General features: G+C 38.2%; 13 protein-coding genes and 1 pseudogene. 13 read left to right on the top strand and 1 reads right to left on the bottom strand.

Going from position 1 to position 15,551, the window contains the following annotated elements:
* Positions 1-55: 55 nt before the first annotated feature.
* Entirely contained in the window at positions 56-1,561 is a 1,506-nt protein-coding gene (pyk, locus tag RYK12_RS07200) for a pyruvate kinase (protein ID WP_314848110.1), read from the top strand.
* 314 nt (positions 1,562-1,875) lie between these two features.
* Here the strand turns inward: pyk and RYK12_RS07195 are convergent, their stop codons facing one another.
* Positions 1,876-2,862 (bottom strand): L-lactate dehydrogenase, encoded by a 987-nt coding sequence (locus RYK12_RS07195; protein WP_033683534.1) that lies wholly within the window; start codon positions 2,860-2,862, stop codon positions 1,876-1,878.
* 194 nt (positions 2,863-3,056) lie between these two features.
* Between RYK12_RS07195 and gyrA the strand changes: the two genes are divergently transcribed.
* From gyrA to RYK12_RS07135, 12 genes and pseudogenes are all read left to right on the top strand, one after another.
* A complete protein-coding gene (gene gyrA / locus RYK12_RS07190; protein WP_314848106.1) occupies positions 3,057-5,525 on the top strand; it encodes a DNA gyrase subunit A in 2,469 nt (822 codons plus the stop codon).
* Entirely contained in the window at positions 5,525-6,268 is a 744-nt protein-coding gene (locus RYK12_RS07185; RefSeq protein WP_314848104.1) for a sortase, read from the top strand. The genes gyrA and RYK12_RS07185 overlap by 1 nt, the downstream gene beginning before the upstream one ends.
* 270 nt (positions 6,269-6,538) lie before the next feature.
* Positions 6,539-7,336, top strand: coding sequence for a formate/nitrite transporter family protein (locus RYK12_RS07180; RefSeq protein WP_314848101.1), 798 nt, complete (start codon positions 6,539-6,541; stop codon positions 7,334-7,336).
* 293 nt (positions 7,337-7,629) lie between these two features.
* Positions 7,630-8,427, top strand: a complete 798-nt coding sequence (locus tag RYK12_RS07175; RefSeq protein ID WP_000254782.1) for a formate/nitrite transporter family protein — start codon at positions 7,630-7,632, stop codon at positions 8,425-8,427.
* A 147-nt stretch (positions 8,428-8,574) separates the two neighbouring features.
* On the top strand, positions 8,575-9,855 hold the full coding sequence (locus tag RYK12_RS07170; protein ID WP_000196318.1) for an O-acetylhomoserine aminocarboxypropyltransferase/cysteine synthase family protein: 1,281 nt from the start codon (positions 8,575-8,577) through the stop codon (positions 9,853-9,855).
* 95 nt (positions 9,856-9,950) lie between these two features.
* Positions 9,951-11,225 carry a DUF2130 domain-containing protein gene (locus RYK12_RS07165; RefSeq protein WP_314848097.1) on the top strand — a complete coding sequence of 425 codons (1,275 nt, stop codon included), beginning with the start codon at positions 9,951-9,953 and terminating at the stop codon, positions 11,223-11,225.
* Positions 11,226-11,251: 26 nt separating this feature from the next.
* Complete coding sequence (locus tag RYK12_RS07160; protein ID WP_314848096.1) at positions 11,252-12,070, top strand: hypothetical protein; 819 nt, start codon at positions 11,252-11,254, stop codon at positions 12,068-12,070.
* Between the two features lie 9 nt (positions 12,071-12,079).
* Positions 12,080-12,886 carry a hypothetical protein gene (locus RYK12_RS07155; protein ID WP_314848092.1) on the top strand — a complete coding sequence of 269 codons (807 nt, stop codon included), beginning with the start codon at positions 12,080-12,082 and terminating at the stop codon, positions 12,884-12,886.
* Entirely contained in the window at positions 12,886-13,197 is a 312-nt protein-coding gene (locus RYK12_RS07150; protein ID WP_125409819.1) for a DUF4176 domain-containing protein, read from the top strand. Before RYK12_RS07155 ends, RYK12_RS07150 begins: the two co-directional genes overlap by 1 nt.
* A gap of 133 nt (positions 13,198-13,330) precedes the next feature.
* The gene (locus RYK12_RS07145) at positions 13,331-14,449 is read left to right on the top strand and encodes a hypothetical protein (RefSeq protein ID WP_314848090.1); all 1,119 of its coding nucleotides are present in this window, start codon (positions 13,331-13,333) and stop codon (positions 14,447-14,449) included.
* Entirely contained in the window at positions 14,427-15,269 is an 843-nt protein-coding gene (locus RYK12_RS07140) for a hypothetical protein (RefSeq protein WP_261267042.1), read from the top strand. Before RYK12_RS07145 ends, RYK12_RS07140 begins: the two co-directional genes overlap by 23 nt.
* 11 nt (positions 15,270-15,280) lie before the next feature.
* Positions 15,281-15,551, top strand: a pseudogene (locus RYK12_RS07135) (hypothetical protein); the annotation flags it as partial.

The following is a 15,551-nucleotide window of genomic DNA, read 5'->3' as shown; positions in this document are numbered from 1 at the left end:
ATAATTTAGTTAATAAGACCAAAAAGGTCATATATATAAAGGAGTCACAAAAATCATGAACAAACGTGTAAAAATCGTTGCAACTTTGGGACCTGCGGTAGAAATCCGTGGTGGTAAAAAATTCGGTGATGACGGATACTGGGGCGAAAAACTTGATGTTGAAGCTTCAGCTAAAAACATTGCTAAATTGATTGAAGCTGGTGCTAACACATTCCGTTTCAACTTCTCACACGGTGACCACCAAGAACAAGGTGACCGTATGGCAACTGTTAAACTTGCTGAAAAACTTGCAGGTAAAAAAGTTGGTTTCCTTCTTGATACAAAAGGACCAGAAATCCGTACTGAATTGTTTGAAGGAGATGCAAAAGAGTACTCTTACACAACTGGTGAAAAAATCCGTGTTGCAACTAAACAAGGAATCAAATCAACTCGTGATGTAATCGCATTGAACGTTGCTGGCGCTCTTGATATCTATGATGATGTTGAAGTTGGTCGTCAAGTTTTGATTGACGATGGTAAACTTGGTCTTCTCGTTGTTGCTAAAGATGATTCAACTCGTGAATTTGAAGTTGAAGTGGAAAATGACGGTGTTATTGCTAAACAAAAAGGTGTAAATATCCCTAACACTAAAATTCCTTTCCCAGCACTTGCTGAACGTGATAACGACGATATCCGTTTCGGTCTTGAACAAGGTATCAACTTCATCGCGATTTCATTCGTACGTACTGCAAAAGATGTGAACGAAGTTCGTGCAATCTGTAAAGAAACTGGAAACGGACACGTTCAATTGTTCGCTAAAATCGAAAACCAACAAGGTATCGATAACTTGGATGAAATCATCGAAGCTGCTGATGGTATCATGATCGCTCGTGGTGACATGGGTATCGAAGTACCATTCGAAATGGTTCCAGTTTACCAAAAAATGATCATCACTAAAGTGAACGCTGCAGGTAAAGTTGTTATCACTGCAACAAACATGCTTGAAACAATGACTGAAAAACCACGTGCAACTCGTTCAGAAGTATCAGACGTATTTAACGCTGTTATCGATGGAACTGACGCAACAATGCTTTCAGGTGAGTCTGCAAACGGTAAATACCCACTTGAGTCAGTAACTACAATGGCTACAATCGACAAGAACGCTCAAACTCTTCTTAACGAATACGGTCGCTTGAACTCAGATTCATTTGAACGTAACTCTAAGACAGAAGTAATGGCTTCAGCTGTTAAAGATGCTACTAACTCAATGGACATTAAATTGGTTGTAACTCTTACTAAGACAGGTCACACTGCACGTTTGATCTCTAAATACCGTCCAAATGCTGATATCTTGGCATTGACATTCGACGAATTGACAGAACGTGGATTGATGTTGAACTGGGGTGTTATCCCAATGTTGACAGATGCTCCATCATCAACTGACGATATGTTTGAAATTGCTGAACGTAAAGCAGTTGAAGCAGGTCTTGTACAATCTGGTGATGATATCGTTATCGTAGCTGGTGTACCACTTGGAGAAGCTGTACGTACAAACACAATGCGTATCCGCACAGTACGTTAATTAAAATAAAAAGCCTATCATATTAAGCTTTCTAGCCTGTATGATGGGCTTTTTTTGTCCATGGGGCAAAAATGGGGCAAAACTTTTTACTTTCGATTTAATGCGACAGTATCAAGTGCGTCAAGCACTGCTTACTCCAGACCTTTTGTAACGTGAGTATAGATCTAATTGGTGGTTTTTCGGATTTATGCCCAAACTGTGACATGATAGCTTTTAAAGTTATGTTGTTTTTTACATAAACTTCATAAAATGTTTAGTTAAGATAGAGATAAAAAATAACTCCCTGATGAGTCAAGGAGTTATTTCTATCTAAATTAGTTTTTAGAAGCAGCTTGGAATTCTGGGTTTTTCCATGCTTCGTCAATGATAGCTTGCAATTCTTTAGCAGATGCTTGCATTTTTTGTGTTTCAGCGTCGTTCAATGGGATATTTACTGGACGAACAATACCGTGTGCACCAACGATAGCTGGTTGACCGATAAAGACGTTCTCAACACCGTATTGACCTTCTTGGAATACAGAAAGTGGAAGGACTGCATTTTCGTCGTCAAGGATTGCTTTTGTGATACGAGCGAGGGCGACAGCGATACCGTAGTATGTAGCACCTTTTTTGTTGATGATTGAGTAAGCAGCGTCACGAACTGAGATGAAAAGTTCTACAAGGTCAGCTTCATCTAAGTCACGGTTAGCTTGTAGCCATTGTTCCAATTTAACACCTGCAACGTTAGCGTGAGACCAAACAGCAAACTCAGAGTCACCGTGTTCACCCATGATGTAGGCATGGACTGAACGAGCATCAACACCGATTTTTTCAGCAAGTGCTTGACGGAAACGAGCTGAGTCAAGTGAAGTACCTGAACCGATAACACGTTCTTTAGGGAATCCAGAGAATTTCCAAGTTGAGTAAGTCAAGACGTCAACTGGGTTAGCAGCGACAAGGAAGATACCTTTGAAACCTGATTCAACAACTTGTGTTACGATTGATTTGTTGATAGCAAGGTTTTTACCTACAAGGTCAAGACGAGTTTCACCTGGTTTTTGAGGAGCACCAGCTGTGATAACAACAAGATCAGCATCCGCACAGTCTTCATATTTAGCAGCGTAGATTTTCTTTGGTGAAGTAAATGCAAGGGCGTGGCTAAGGTCTTCAGCGTCACCAACTGCTTTTTCAAACAATTGAGGAATTTCAATAATACCAAGTTCTTGTGCGATTCCTTGAGTAACAAGAGCAAATGCGTAAGATGAACCTACAGCACCATCACCGACAAGGATAACTTTTTTGTGTTGTTTAGTTGAAGTCATTATTCTAAACATCTCCTTAATTTTATTTAGGGATTTCCCCAGTTATTTTAATTTTATCACTTTTAAAAAGCTTTGTCACGGATATGCTTTGCAGTTCTTGATGTAAACGTTTTAGCGATTTTAGATACCTGAAATATAGAGGACATTATGGTATAATATAGTTAATTACTAATAGTGAAATGAGGCATTTATTAATGCAGGATAGAAATTTAGTGAATGTCAATCTGACAAAGGAGATGAAGACCAGCTTTATCGATTATGCCATGAGCGTTATCGTTGCGCGGGCCCTTCCTGATGTTCGAGATGGCTTAAAACCCGTTCACCGTCGGATTCTCTACGGAATGAATGAACTGGGTGTTACTCCAGACAAACCACATAAAAAATCTGCTCGTATTACAGGGGATGTCATGGGTAAATATCACCCACACGGAGATTCCTCTATCTATGAAGCCATGGTCCGTATGGCTCAATGGTGGAGTTACCGTTACATGCTTGTGGATGGCCATGGGAACTTTGGTTCCATGGATGGTGATGGTGCTGCCGCCCAGCGTTACACCGAGGCACGCATGAGCAAGATTGCTCTGGAGATGCTTCGTGATATCAATAAAAATACAGTTGATTTCGTTGATAACTATGATGCAAATGAACGTGAACCCTTGGTCTTGCCGGCGCGCTTTCCAAACCTTTTGGTTAATGGAGCAACTGGTATTGCTGTTGGGATGGCAACCAATATTCCGCCTCACAACTTGGGAGAAACCATTGATGCGGTGAAGTTGGTCATGGACAATCCTGAAGTGACCACTAAGGACTTGATGGAAGTCTTGCCTGGGCCAGATTTTCCAACTGGTGCTCTCGTTATGGGGAAATCAGGCATTCATAAGGCCTACGAAACTGGTAAAGGCTCCATTGTTCTTCGTTCTCGTACTGAAATCGAAGAAACTAAGACTGGCCGTGAGCGCATCGTTGTAACAGAATTTCCTTACATGGTTAATAAAACCAAGGTCCATGAACATATTGTTCGTTTGGTTCAAGAAAAACGAATCGAAGGTATTACGGCGGTACGTGATGAGTCAAACCGCGAAGGGGTTCGATTTGTTATTGAAGTCAAGCGCGATGCCTCAGCCAATGTTATCCTCAACAACCTCTTCAAGATGACCCAGATGCAAACTAATTTTGGTTTTAATATGCTTGCAATCCAAAATGGGGTACCGAAGATTTTGTCCCTTCGTCAGATTTTGGATGCTTATATTGAGCATCAAAAAGAAGTGGTTGTTCGTCGTACCCGTTTTGATAAGGAAAAAGCGGAAGCGCGTGCTCATATCTTAGAAGGTCTCTTAATTGCACTAGACCATATCGACGAGGTGATTCGTATCATCCGTGCTAGTGAAACGGATGCGGAAGCACAAGCTGAGTTGATGAGCAAGTTTAAGCTTTCTGAACGTCAAAGTCAGGCCATCCTTGATATGCGTCTTCGTCGTTTGACAGGTTTGGAACGCGATAAGATTCAGTCTGAGTATGATGACCTCTTGGCTCTGATTGCGGATTTAGCAGATATTCTAGCTAAGCCGGAACGTGTTTCTCAAATCATTAAAGATGAATTAGATGAAGTTAAACGTAAATTTGGTGACCAACGTCGTACGGAATTGATGGTCGGTGAAGTCTTAAGCCTCGAAGATGAGGATTTGATTGAAGAAACGGATGTCTTGATCACTCTTTCTAACAAAGGATACATCAAACGTCTGGACCAAGCTGAGTTTACCGCTCAAAAACGTGGTGGACGTGGTGTTCAAGGAACTGGTGTTAAGGATGACGATTTTGTTCGTGAGTTAGTGTCGACTAGCACTCATGATCACCTGCTCTTCTTCACAAATAAAGGACGCGTCTATCGCCTGAAAGGATATGAAATTCCTGAGTATGGCCGTACTGCTAAGGGATTGCCAATTGTCAATCTTTTGAAATTGGATGAAGGCGAAAGTATTCAAACCATCATCAATGTTGAGTCTGAACGTAGTGATGATGCTTATCTTTTCTTCACAACTCGTCATGGTATTGTGAAGAGAACCAGCGTTAAGGAATTTGCTAACATTCGTCAAAATGGACTTAAAGCACTGAATCTTAAAGATGAAGATGAGCTAATTAATGTCTTATTGACAGAAGAAGATACGGATATGATCATTGGTACCAAGTTTGGTTATGCAGTTCGTTTTAATCAATCAGCTGTTCGCGGCATGAGTCGTATCGCCACAGGTGTGAAAGGTGTTAATCTCCGTGAGGGAGATACAGTAGTTGGGGCTAGCGTTATTACTGATCAAGATGAGGTTCTTATCATTACTGAAAAAGGATATGGTAAGCGTACAGTCGCTACTGAATATCCAACTAAATGTCGTGGTGGTAAAGGGATGCAAACTGCTAAAATTACGGAAAAGAATGGTTCCCTTGCTGGTCTTATGACAGTTAAAGGTGATGAAGATTTGATGATTATCACTGATACAGGTATCATGATTCGAACCAACGTTGCCAATATTTCACAAACAGGTCGCTCAACTATGGGAGTTAAAGTGATGCGCCTGGACCAAGATGCTAAAATTGTAACCTTTACTACGGTTGCAGCGGCAGAAAAAGAAGAAGTTGGGACAGGAAACGAAACAGAAGGTGAAGCATAATGTCTCATAAAAAGAACAAAAAGAAAACAAACCGTAAAAATTTACTAATCAATATCTTGGCAGGGTTTTTAATCCTCTTGTCAGTGGCTTTGATTTTCAATTCAAAAATTCGTGATATGTTCATGGTTTGGAATACCAATAAATACCAAGTCAGCCAGGTATCAAAAGAAAAATTGGAAGAAAATCAAGATACAGAAGGGAATTTTGACTTTGATTCCGTAAAAGCCATCTCGTCAGAAGCTGTCTTATCCTCACAATGGGATTCGCAAAAATTGCCAGTTATCGGTGGAATTGCTGTTCCTGAGGTAGAAATTAACTTGCCTATTTTTAAGGGACTTGATAATGTCAATCTTTTCTATGGAGCTGGTACAATGAAGCGTGATCAAGTGATGGGGAAAGGAAACTATTCCCTTGCGAGCCACCACATCTTTACAGCAGAAAATGCCAGTCAAATGCTCTTTTCTCCACTGGCACGCGCTAAAAATGGAATGAAAATTTATCTAACTGATAAGAATAAAGTTTATACCTATGAAATCCGTGAAGTGAAGCATGTGACGCCAGATCGCGTCGATGAGATTGATGATCGTAGTGGTGTTGATGAAATCACGCTTGTAACCTGTGTGGACTATGATGCGACAGAGCGTATTATTGTAAAAGGTGATTTGAAAGATACAAAAGACTATTCACAAACACCTGAAGAAGTTCTAACAGCCTTCAATCAACCATATAAGCAACGTTATTAATAGTTAAAGAATCAGTAAACATTTAGTTTTACTGGTTCTTTTTATGGCTTTATAAGCAAACTATGTAATGCTAATGCTCAATGAAAATCAAAGAGCAAACTAGCCGCAGCTTGCTCAAAACACTGTTTTGAGGTTGCAAATAGAGCTGACGTGGTTTGAAGAAATTTTCGAAGAGTATAAATCAATACAAATGTTATAAATTTAAGAAAATGATTATCTATTCAAATATTTTATGTTATAATGATAAATATAAAAAAATAGGAGATATTTATGAGTTCTTCAGAGTTTATTTCGAAGATAGATTATTATTGCCACAAAAAAGAAAGTCTTTTCAATCAAAGTAAGTACAAGTATGCTATTCGTTCTATGTTTGCAGGGGCTTTTTTAACTTTTAGTACAGCTGCTGGGGCTATTGGTGCGGATTTATTAAATAGTATTGTTCCAAGTAGCGGGTATTTCCTTTTCCCATTTGTTTTCGCTTGGGGGCTGGCCTATATCGTCTTTCTAAATGCGGAATTGATAACTTCAAATATGATGTATTTAACAGCTGGAGTGTTCTTGAAAAAGATTGATTGGAAAAAGGCAATGATTATTTTACTCTATTGTACTTTGTTTAATCTCATTGGTGCCCTGGTAGCTGGATGGGCCTTTGCTAACTCATCAGCATTTTCCCATTTGACCCATGATAGTTTCCTTCCTAAGCTTGTAGCTAAGAAGTTGGCGCGTCCAAGTGAGTTAGTTCTGCTTGAGGGGGTTCTTGCCAATGTATTTGTAAATATTGCCATTCTTTCGTCTATATTAGTCAAAGATGGTGCTGCCAAACTATGGATCATTTTATCAGCTATTTCAATGTTTGTCTTCTTGTCCAATGAGCACATCGCTGCCAATTTTGCTTCTTTCAGTATTATGAAATTCAGCATGATTGCTGATCAAGTACCTCACTTTGATCTTCCAAATATCCTTCGACATTGGGGAGTTACCTTTATTGCCAACTTTATAGGTGGAGGGCTTCTGATCGGTTTACCATATGCCTTCCTAAATAAGAATGAAGATACTTATGTCGATTAAGAAGAATCAGTTTATTAGGGAGAATCAGAACAATTCTCTCTTTTTCTTTTATAAAATAGGCTTGCAGAGAAAATCGTTTTGTAAATTGTAATAACAAAATATATTAAATAGAATAAAAGTTATTCCATGCAAACTCAATATTCTGATGATTAAAACTTCTAAAAGTTTGTTATTAAAACAATGTAAACGATTTCTGAAATTTTAAAATTTAGAAAAAATACAATTAGGAAAGGCTTTTCATTATAGCTATTTTATGTTATAATTATCACAAATAAAAGTTTTAGGAGTTTATTATGGTTTCTTCAGAATTTATCTCAAAGATTGAATTTGCTTGCAAGAAGAAGGAAAGTCTTTATAGTCAAAGCAAATTTAAGTATGCGATTCGTTCTATGTTCGCAGGTGCATTTTTAACCTTCAGTACAGCTGCTGGTGCAGTTGGGGCTGACTTGATTAATAAAATTGCACCAGGTAGTGGACGCTTCCTCTTCCCATTTGTCTTTGCTTGGGGCTTGGCCTACATTGTTTTCTTGAATGCCGAGTTGGTAACATCAAACATGATGTTTTTGACTGCTGGTAGTTTCTTGAAAAAAATCTCTTGGAGAAAAACAGCTGAGATTTTACTTTACTGTACCTTGTTTAACCTTATCGGGGCTTTAATAGCAGGTTGGGGCTTTGCTCATTCGGCAGCCTATGCAAATCTGACTCACGATAGTTTCATCTCAGGTGTTGTTGAGATGAAGTTAGGCCGTTCAAATGAATTAATCTTGCTTGAGGCGATTTTGGCAAATATTTTCGTAAATATTGCGATTCTTTCATTTGTTTTGGTCAAAGATGGTGGTGCTAAACTTTGGCTCGTTTTATCAGCGATTTACATGTTTGTATTCTTAACAAACGAGCACATTGCTGCTAACTTTGCTTCTTTCGCGATTGTAAAATTCAGTGTTGCTGCTGATTCAATTGCTAACTTCGGTGTTGGAAATATGCTTCGTCACTGGGGGGTAACCTTCATTGGGAACTTGATCGGTGGTGGTCTCTTGATGGGTCTTCCATATGCCTTCCTCAATAAAAATGAAGATACTTATGTAGATTAAGAAAATGAGCACGATTGAGTCGTGCTTTTTTCGTTTTTAAAATAGAGTAATAGCTATTTCTTATATCAAAATATAGAAAACTGATATTTGTAAACTATACCTTAAGGTGCTACAATATCCTTAATCAAACTATTTGGAGGTCGTTTTATGACTCGTGATTTTAAATTTGAAACTTTGCAACTACATGCTGGTCAAGTTGTGGATCCAGCTACCAAGTCTCGTGCGGTGCCGATTTATCAAACAACATCCTTTGTTTTTGATGACACGCAGGAAGGTGCCGATTTGTTTGCCTTGAGAAAACCAGGGAACATTTATACTCGTATCACCAACCCCACAACAGCTGCCTTTGAAGAAAGAATTGCTGCCCTTGAAGGTGGTGTTGGAGCTCTTGCAACCGCATCAGGTATGGCTGCAGTGACTTATACGATTTTGGCGCTTGCCCATGCTGGTGATCATGTAGTAGCGGCATCAACTATTTACGGCGGGACCTTCAACCTCTTGAAGGAAACCCTTCCTCGTTATGGTATCACAACAACCTTTGTGGACGTGGATAATTTGGAGGAAGTAGAAGCAGCTATCAATGACAATACCAAGCTTGTCTTGATTGAAACCTTGGGCAACCCCTTGATTAACATTCCAGATTTGGAAAAATTGGCAGAGATTGCTCATAAGCATCAGATTCCACTCGTTTCAGATAATACCTTTGCAACACCTTATTTGATTAACGTTTTTTCTCACGGTGTAGATATTGCTATTCACTCTGCGACTAAGTTTATCGGTGGGCATGGTACGACTATTGGTGGAGTGATTGTCGATAGCGGGCGTTTTGACTGGGCGGCTTCAGGGAAATTCCCTCAATTTGTTGAGGAAGACCCAAGCTACCACAATTTGAGCTATACTCGTGATGTGGGTGCAGCAGCCTTTATTATCGCTGTCCGTGTCCAATTGCTTCGTGATACAGGTGCGGCCTTGTCACCATTTAATGCCTTTCTCTTGCTCCAAGGACTTGAAACCCTTTCACTTCGTGTGGAACGTCATGTACAAAATGCAGAGAAAATTGTTGATTTCCTTGTCAACCATCCTAAGGTAGAAAAGGTCAATTATCCAAAACTAGCAGATAGTCCTTACCATGCCTTGGCTGAGAAATACTTGCCAAAAGGTGTTGGCTCAATCTTTACCTTCCATGTCAAAGGTGGGGAGGCAGAAGCTCGCAAGGTAATTGATCATTTAGAAATATTCTCTGACCTAGCAAACGTGGCAGATGCTAAATCGCTTGTTGTCCATCCAGCGACAACCACTCACGGTCAGTTGTCAGAAAAAGATCTAGAAGCAGCAGGTGTCACACCAAATCAAATTCGTTTATCAATCGGTCTTGAAAACGTAGAAGATTTGATTGAAGACTTGCGCTTGGCCTTGGAAAAAATTTAAAGAAAAAGAAGATAAACAGTGGGTTTCGACTCGCTGTTTTTGATTTTCCCTTAGGCATGATATAATGGTTACAGAAGTCTAGAAAGAGGAACGATATGAACGAAATCAAATGTCCCAACTGTGGGGAAGTCTTTACAGTAAATGAGAGCCAGTATGCTGAACTTTTATCCCAAGTGAGAACAGCAGAGTTTGATAAGGAATTGCACGATCGGATGAAGCAGGAACTGGCCTTGGCTGAGCAAAAGGCCATGAATGAGCAACAGACTAAACTGGCTCAAAAAGACCAAGAAATTGCGCAATTACAGAGTCAAATCCAAAACTTTGATACAGAAAAAGAATTGGCCAAGAAAGAAGTTGAACAGACAAGCCATGAGGCCTTATTGGCTAAGGACAAGGAAGTACAGGCCTTGGAAAACCAATTGGCGACCTTGCGTTTGGAGCATGAAAATCAACTGCAAAAGACCCTTTCTGACCTAGAAAAAGAACGAGACCAGGTCAAAAATCAGCTCCTACTGCAAGAAAAGGAAAACGAGCTTTCTCTTGCTTCAGTTAAGCAAAACTACGAAGCCCAGCTCAAGGCAGCCAGTGAACAGGTTGAATTTTACAAGAATTTTAAGGCGCAACAATCTACAAAAGCCATCGGGGAAAGTCTGGAACAGTATGCTGAAAGTGAGTTTAACAAGGTCCGTAGTTTTGCCTTTCCAAATGCTTACTTTGAGAAGGATAACAAGGTTTCTGCGCGTGGTTCTAAAGGAGACTTTATCTTCCGTGAATGTGATGAAAATGGAGTAGAGATTATCTCCATTATGTTTGAGATGAAAAATGAAGCAGATGGAACAGAGAAGAAGCACAAGAATGCAGATTTTTACAAGGAATTAGACAAGGACCGTCGGGAAAAGAACTGTGAATATGCGGTTTTGGTGACTATGCTTGAAGCCGATAATGACTACTTTAACACAGGGATTGTAGACGTCAGCCACGAGTATGAAAAGATGTATGTGGTTCGTCCCCAGTTCTTCATTCAGCTGATTGGACTCTTGCGTAATGCGGCTCTTAATTCTCTCAAATACAAACAAGAATTGGCCTTGGTTCGAGAGCAAAATATTGACATTACGCATTTTGAGGAAGACTTAGATGCCTTTAAACTAGCCTTTGCTAAGAACTATAACTCAGCTTCGACTAACTTTGGCAAAGCTATCGATGAAATTGACAAGGCTATCAAACGCATGGAAGAGGTTAAGAAGTTCCTGACAACATCTGAAAACCAACTCCGCCTAGCGAACAACAAGTTGGAAGATGTTTCGGTCAAAAAATTGACTCGAAAAAATCCAACCATGAAAGCGAAATTTGAAGCTCTGAAGGGGGAGTGAGATTATCTTAAAAACAGGAGTGTTATATGAAAAGAACTATAGAAATTATTAGAACATGGTCAGCTGATAAAATAGAATTAATTTTTCTTAAAATTATATTTAAATATTTGCTGTATTTTTTAGTGTTTTCAACAGTAATGGTTTATGTCTATATTTTTAACCATTCATCGACTGTTTATACAAAGCTATTAACAGTATTTCTTGTCCTTCTTATATTGTTTATTCTTCTATCTAAAATATTACTAGATAGGGCTTTAATTGATATTTTATTTGAGGATATCAATTTAACAAAGTATCAGGATATAGTTGCTAGAGCTGATGCAAATTCTTTAAATAGAAATGTTCAGATTCTTCCAAAATATTTGGCAAATGCAAGAGTATCCTTTTATAGAGGATACTTCCAAGATAGTTTAGAATTGCTGAATAAAATAAAAAATAGTAATCTAAAAAAATCCAAAAATCACTACTATGTATTTCATATCAAGTATTATAGCATCCTAAACTTGGTTCATTTGAATGATTGTTTAGAATTGCAAGAATTAAAGGTAGAAATTGAAGAACTAACAAGTAATGTTCAATCGCAATTTTTAAAATATCAGAAAGAAATTTTGAGTTTAAAGGCTATTGTTGATATCTATTGCAATAAAAAATCAAACGACTTCTTTGACATTACCGAACCAGAAAATAAGCTAGCTCGAATCATGTTCTCTTATTACGGAGCTCTTAATGCTCAGCTAAAAGGAGATGAAGAACGTGCACGTAGCTTGTTTGAAAGTATTGTCCATGAAAATCCAGAACTCTTTTATGTTCAGGAAGCGAAGAAATATTTAGAATTAGTGAAATGAGAGTAATATATGAGATTAGTAAAAAAAATAGTTAGTTCAGCGACAGAAAACACTCTTTTACAACTTGATAGGACTATTCTAATTTGCTCAATTATTGGACTTGTTTTGGATGTGATGGCAGTATGCTTAGTATTTCAAAGCAATTTGGAAATATTGGGATTCATATTATTAGTTATTGTCTTTTTAGTTCTCGGCTTTGTATTTTATTTAAGATTTGTATCTAGAAAAGTTATTGATTTAGTGTTAAACGATTCTATTAATCTTAAGCTCTATGTAGACATGTTCAGAGTTCAATCAGAAAAATCTATTAAGCCCTTTAGAGCAACATATCGTGAGTATTACCAATTTATCCAAGGTCAAGTGGCTTATCTAAAAGGAGATTTTCAATCAGCTAAGGAAAACATGTCCAAATATGATTTGAAGAAAATTTGGAAGAGATTCAGAAACCATGTGTTTTTAATATCAAACTTTGAACTATTAAAAGTTTCCATTCATCTTCAAGATGCGCAAGATATTGCTTTCTTTGAGGAACAATTGTCCAAGGCACCAGATTTTAAAGGAGGCAAAGCTAAACTTGTTGCTCAAGCCCAAGCAATAAAAGATATTGTATTCAATAAAGAAGCAAACGACTACTTTGACATTACTGAACCAGAAAGTAAGCTAGCTCGAATCATGTTTTCTTATTACGGCGCTCTCAATGCACAGCTAAAAGGAGATGAAGAGCGTGCCCGTAGTTTGTTTGAAAGTATAGCACATGAAAACTCAGAGCTTTTCCATGTGCAGGAAGCGAAGAAATATTTAGAAGGAGAAAACTGATGTCAGAACGTACAGCTTTACCGATTGGAAGTGTTGTTCGAGTGAGAGAAGGTGTGGAGCCTGTCATGATTGTTAATCATTGTCCAGTTACTGAAAAGGACGGCAAGCAAGGTTATTTTGACTTTGGGGCTGTCAGTCTTCCACTAGGGCTTGTTAATCAAAACATTATCTTCTTTAACAAAGAGGATATAGATGAAGTTCTATTCTTCGGTTACATCGATCGTAGATTTCAAGACTTTTTGAGTCGTTATGATGAGGAAGTCTCAAAAATCACCTATGAGCACTTCAGTGTAGATGATTTTAAAAAATGACATACAAATCCTAGAATTCTATTCTAGGATTTTCTATATGATGAGAAAATGTTATAATAAAGATTAGGTAGACTGGTCACTGGTAAAATTTGCCCATCCAGATCTGACAATAGCTTACTCTGCAATTGGAGGTATGGTTGGCATCAGCAATCCTTCTTCCGCAGATATCAAAAGCCAGAAGGAAGAAGCCCTGCAATCTCTTCGTACAACTGAAAGCCAGATGGAAGCATTTAATGGTGAACTGTTGGGGAGTGGCGTGACCACTACCCTCTCCACAATTGCAAGTGGTTTGAGTCGGTCTCGCAAAGCTGTTGGCATGACAGATCCTTATCATAATGTGGTAGCCCTTGCGATTTTTCAGGACACGAAGTTACGGGATCAACAGATCGAGAATTCTAAAGCTCTGCATGAGGAGCTAATCCGTTATATTCGACATTATAATCCAGAAACGGCCTTTGACTTGAGCCAAATGAGTGGGCAGGAACTACAGACCTTGGGTAGAACAATCTCTCTTGCCTCCCATGGGAATGGCGGTAGGAAACCTAAGGAGTTGATTGATTTCTTGAAAGGGCATGAAGTTACGTTTGAGAAGGAGATAACAGTATATGACAATGGTCAACACTATTTCAAGAGCAAGATCCAGATAAAAGGGCACTTTAAAGGGGATAGTGCCATCACTTTTAACACTAAATATAAAGATGGTAAGTTAAGTCAAGAAGGAGAGTATAGCGTTGGAGGTTTGAGTACAGATTTTCTAGATGAAAATGTAAACCTTAAGAGAAAGGTAGCGATTAAGGATTATTCAGTTACAAGTGAGTTCAGTCTAGCAGACAAAATTAGTTCAAGCTATAGTAAACTCGCGCCTAATCTTTCCATTGGCTTTGGCTATAAGAATCGCTCGGTTGAGGTTGGAACTAAGTCAGAGGATGGCTACCGCGTGACTTATGTGAAAGAACATAACCAGGTCAAACAAGACTACGCAACAGTTAAGACGACTAATGAGACGGGGGTAAGAACGGTGGATCATCTCCAAAGGACATTTGACTATGCTGTGGATCATGGAGAACAGATATTAAAAGCGGGGAAAGTAGTAGTTGCTACAGCTTTTGTTATTGGTGCTTTAATTTATGGTGTCACAGTTAGTGCATCTACATTTGGATTTGGAGTCTCGATAGCAGCTCCAGTAATAGCGAGCGCCTTCTTATATTTAAGTTCTACAATGGAGGATAATGGTGAAGGAAATATTAAATAACTATTCGTTGAAAATATCTGGATTTGAAATTCCAAAATTATATAATTTGACAAAAATGGTATACATTTGCTTATTTCCTATAGTTTGTCTAGCATTTATAGGCATGGTTGTTGAATTATTTAAAGGTGGGGAAATGAATTTTATGAAATTCATTACTTATACGGTAGTATGTTTTGGGTTTGAGACATTGATTTCATTAAACAATAAACTGGTTAAATTAGCTGTAGATAATATCTTTTTGACAGATATTAATTTCGACAAGCACATAAGTTATTATCGTTATGTAGCTGAACACTCGGTTAAGTCACAACAGCTGTTCAATAATGCAAATTGTTTACTAGCTATTGCCCAATCGCTATACTACCAAGGAAAGTTTGAAGAAACACTTGATAATTTGGAACGAATAAATTTTGAGGGTAAAAATTTTAATAAGAAATTTGAAATCGAATTATCAACAACTTACTTTAAGATTCTTTCACTTATCCATGCTGATAGGGCAGAAGAAATTTCGAACCAAATCGATATGTTAGCTACATTAAAAGTTCGAACAAATTCTCAGGTTGCTAGGAAGACGAATGTAATAAACATAATAAAAGCTATAGAGGATATTGTTTTAAAGAAAAAATCAAACGACTACTTCGATACCACTGAACCAGAAAGTAAGTTAGCTCGAATCATGTTTTCTTATTATGGCGCCCTCAATGCCCAATTAAAAGGAGATGAAGAACGTGCCCGTAGTTTGTTTGAAAGTATCGCCCATGAAAATCCCGAGCTTTTCTATGTTCAGGAAGCGAAGAAATATTTAGGAGCAGAGGAATAAGAGAGTAATTTATGAAATTAGTAAAAAAAATAGTTGGTTCAGCGACAGAGAATATTCTTCTACAAATTGAGACTATTAGTCAGTTAAGTTATATTATATCAATGATTATAGGAGCATTAGCAATTTTTTTAGAACGTCAACCTGAAACAAAACGGTGGGGTTTAATACTCGCTTTACTGATGCTACTTGTAGTCATCTGGATCTTATATCTACGTTTTGTCCTAAGCAAAGTTATTGTTCTAGTGTTACACGATTCTATTGATCTTAAGCTATATGAAGACA

Source organism: uncultured Streptococcus sp. (assembly GCF_963518475.1).
Taxonomy (GTDB): Bacteria; Bacillota; Bacilli; order Lactobacillales; family Streptococcaceae; genus Streptococcus.
The sequence above is the reverse complement of the archived record's forward strand: the minus strand, read 5'-3'. Positions and strand labels throughout refer to the sequence as shown.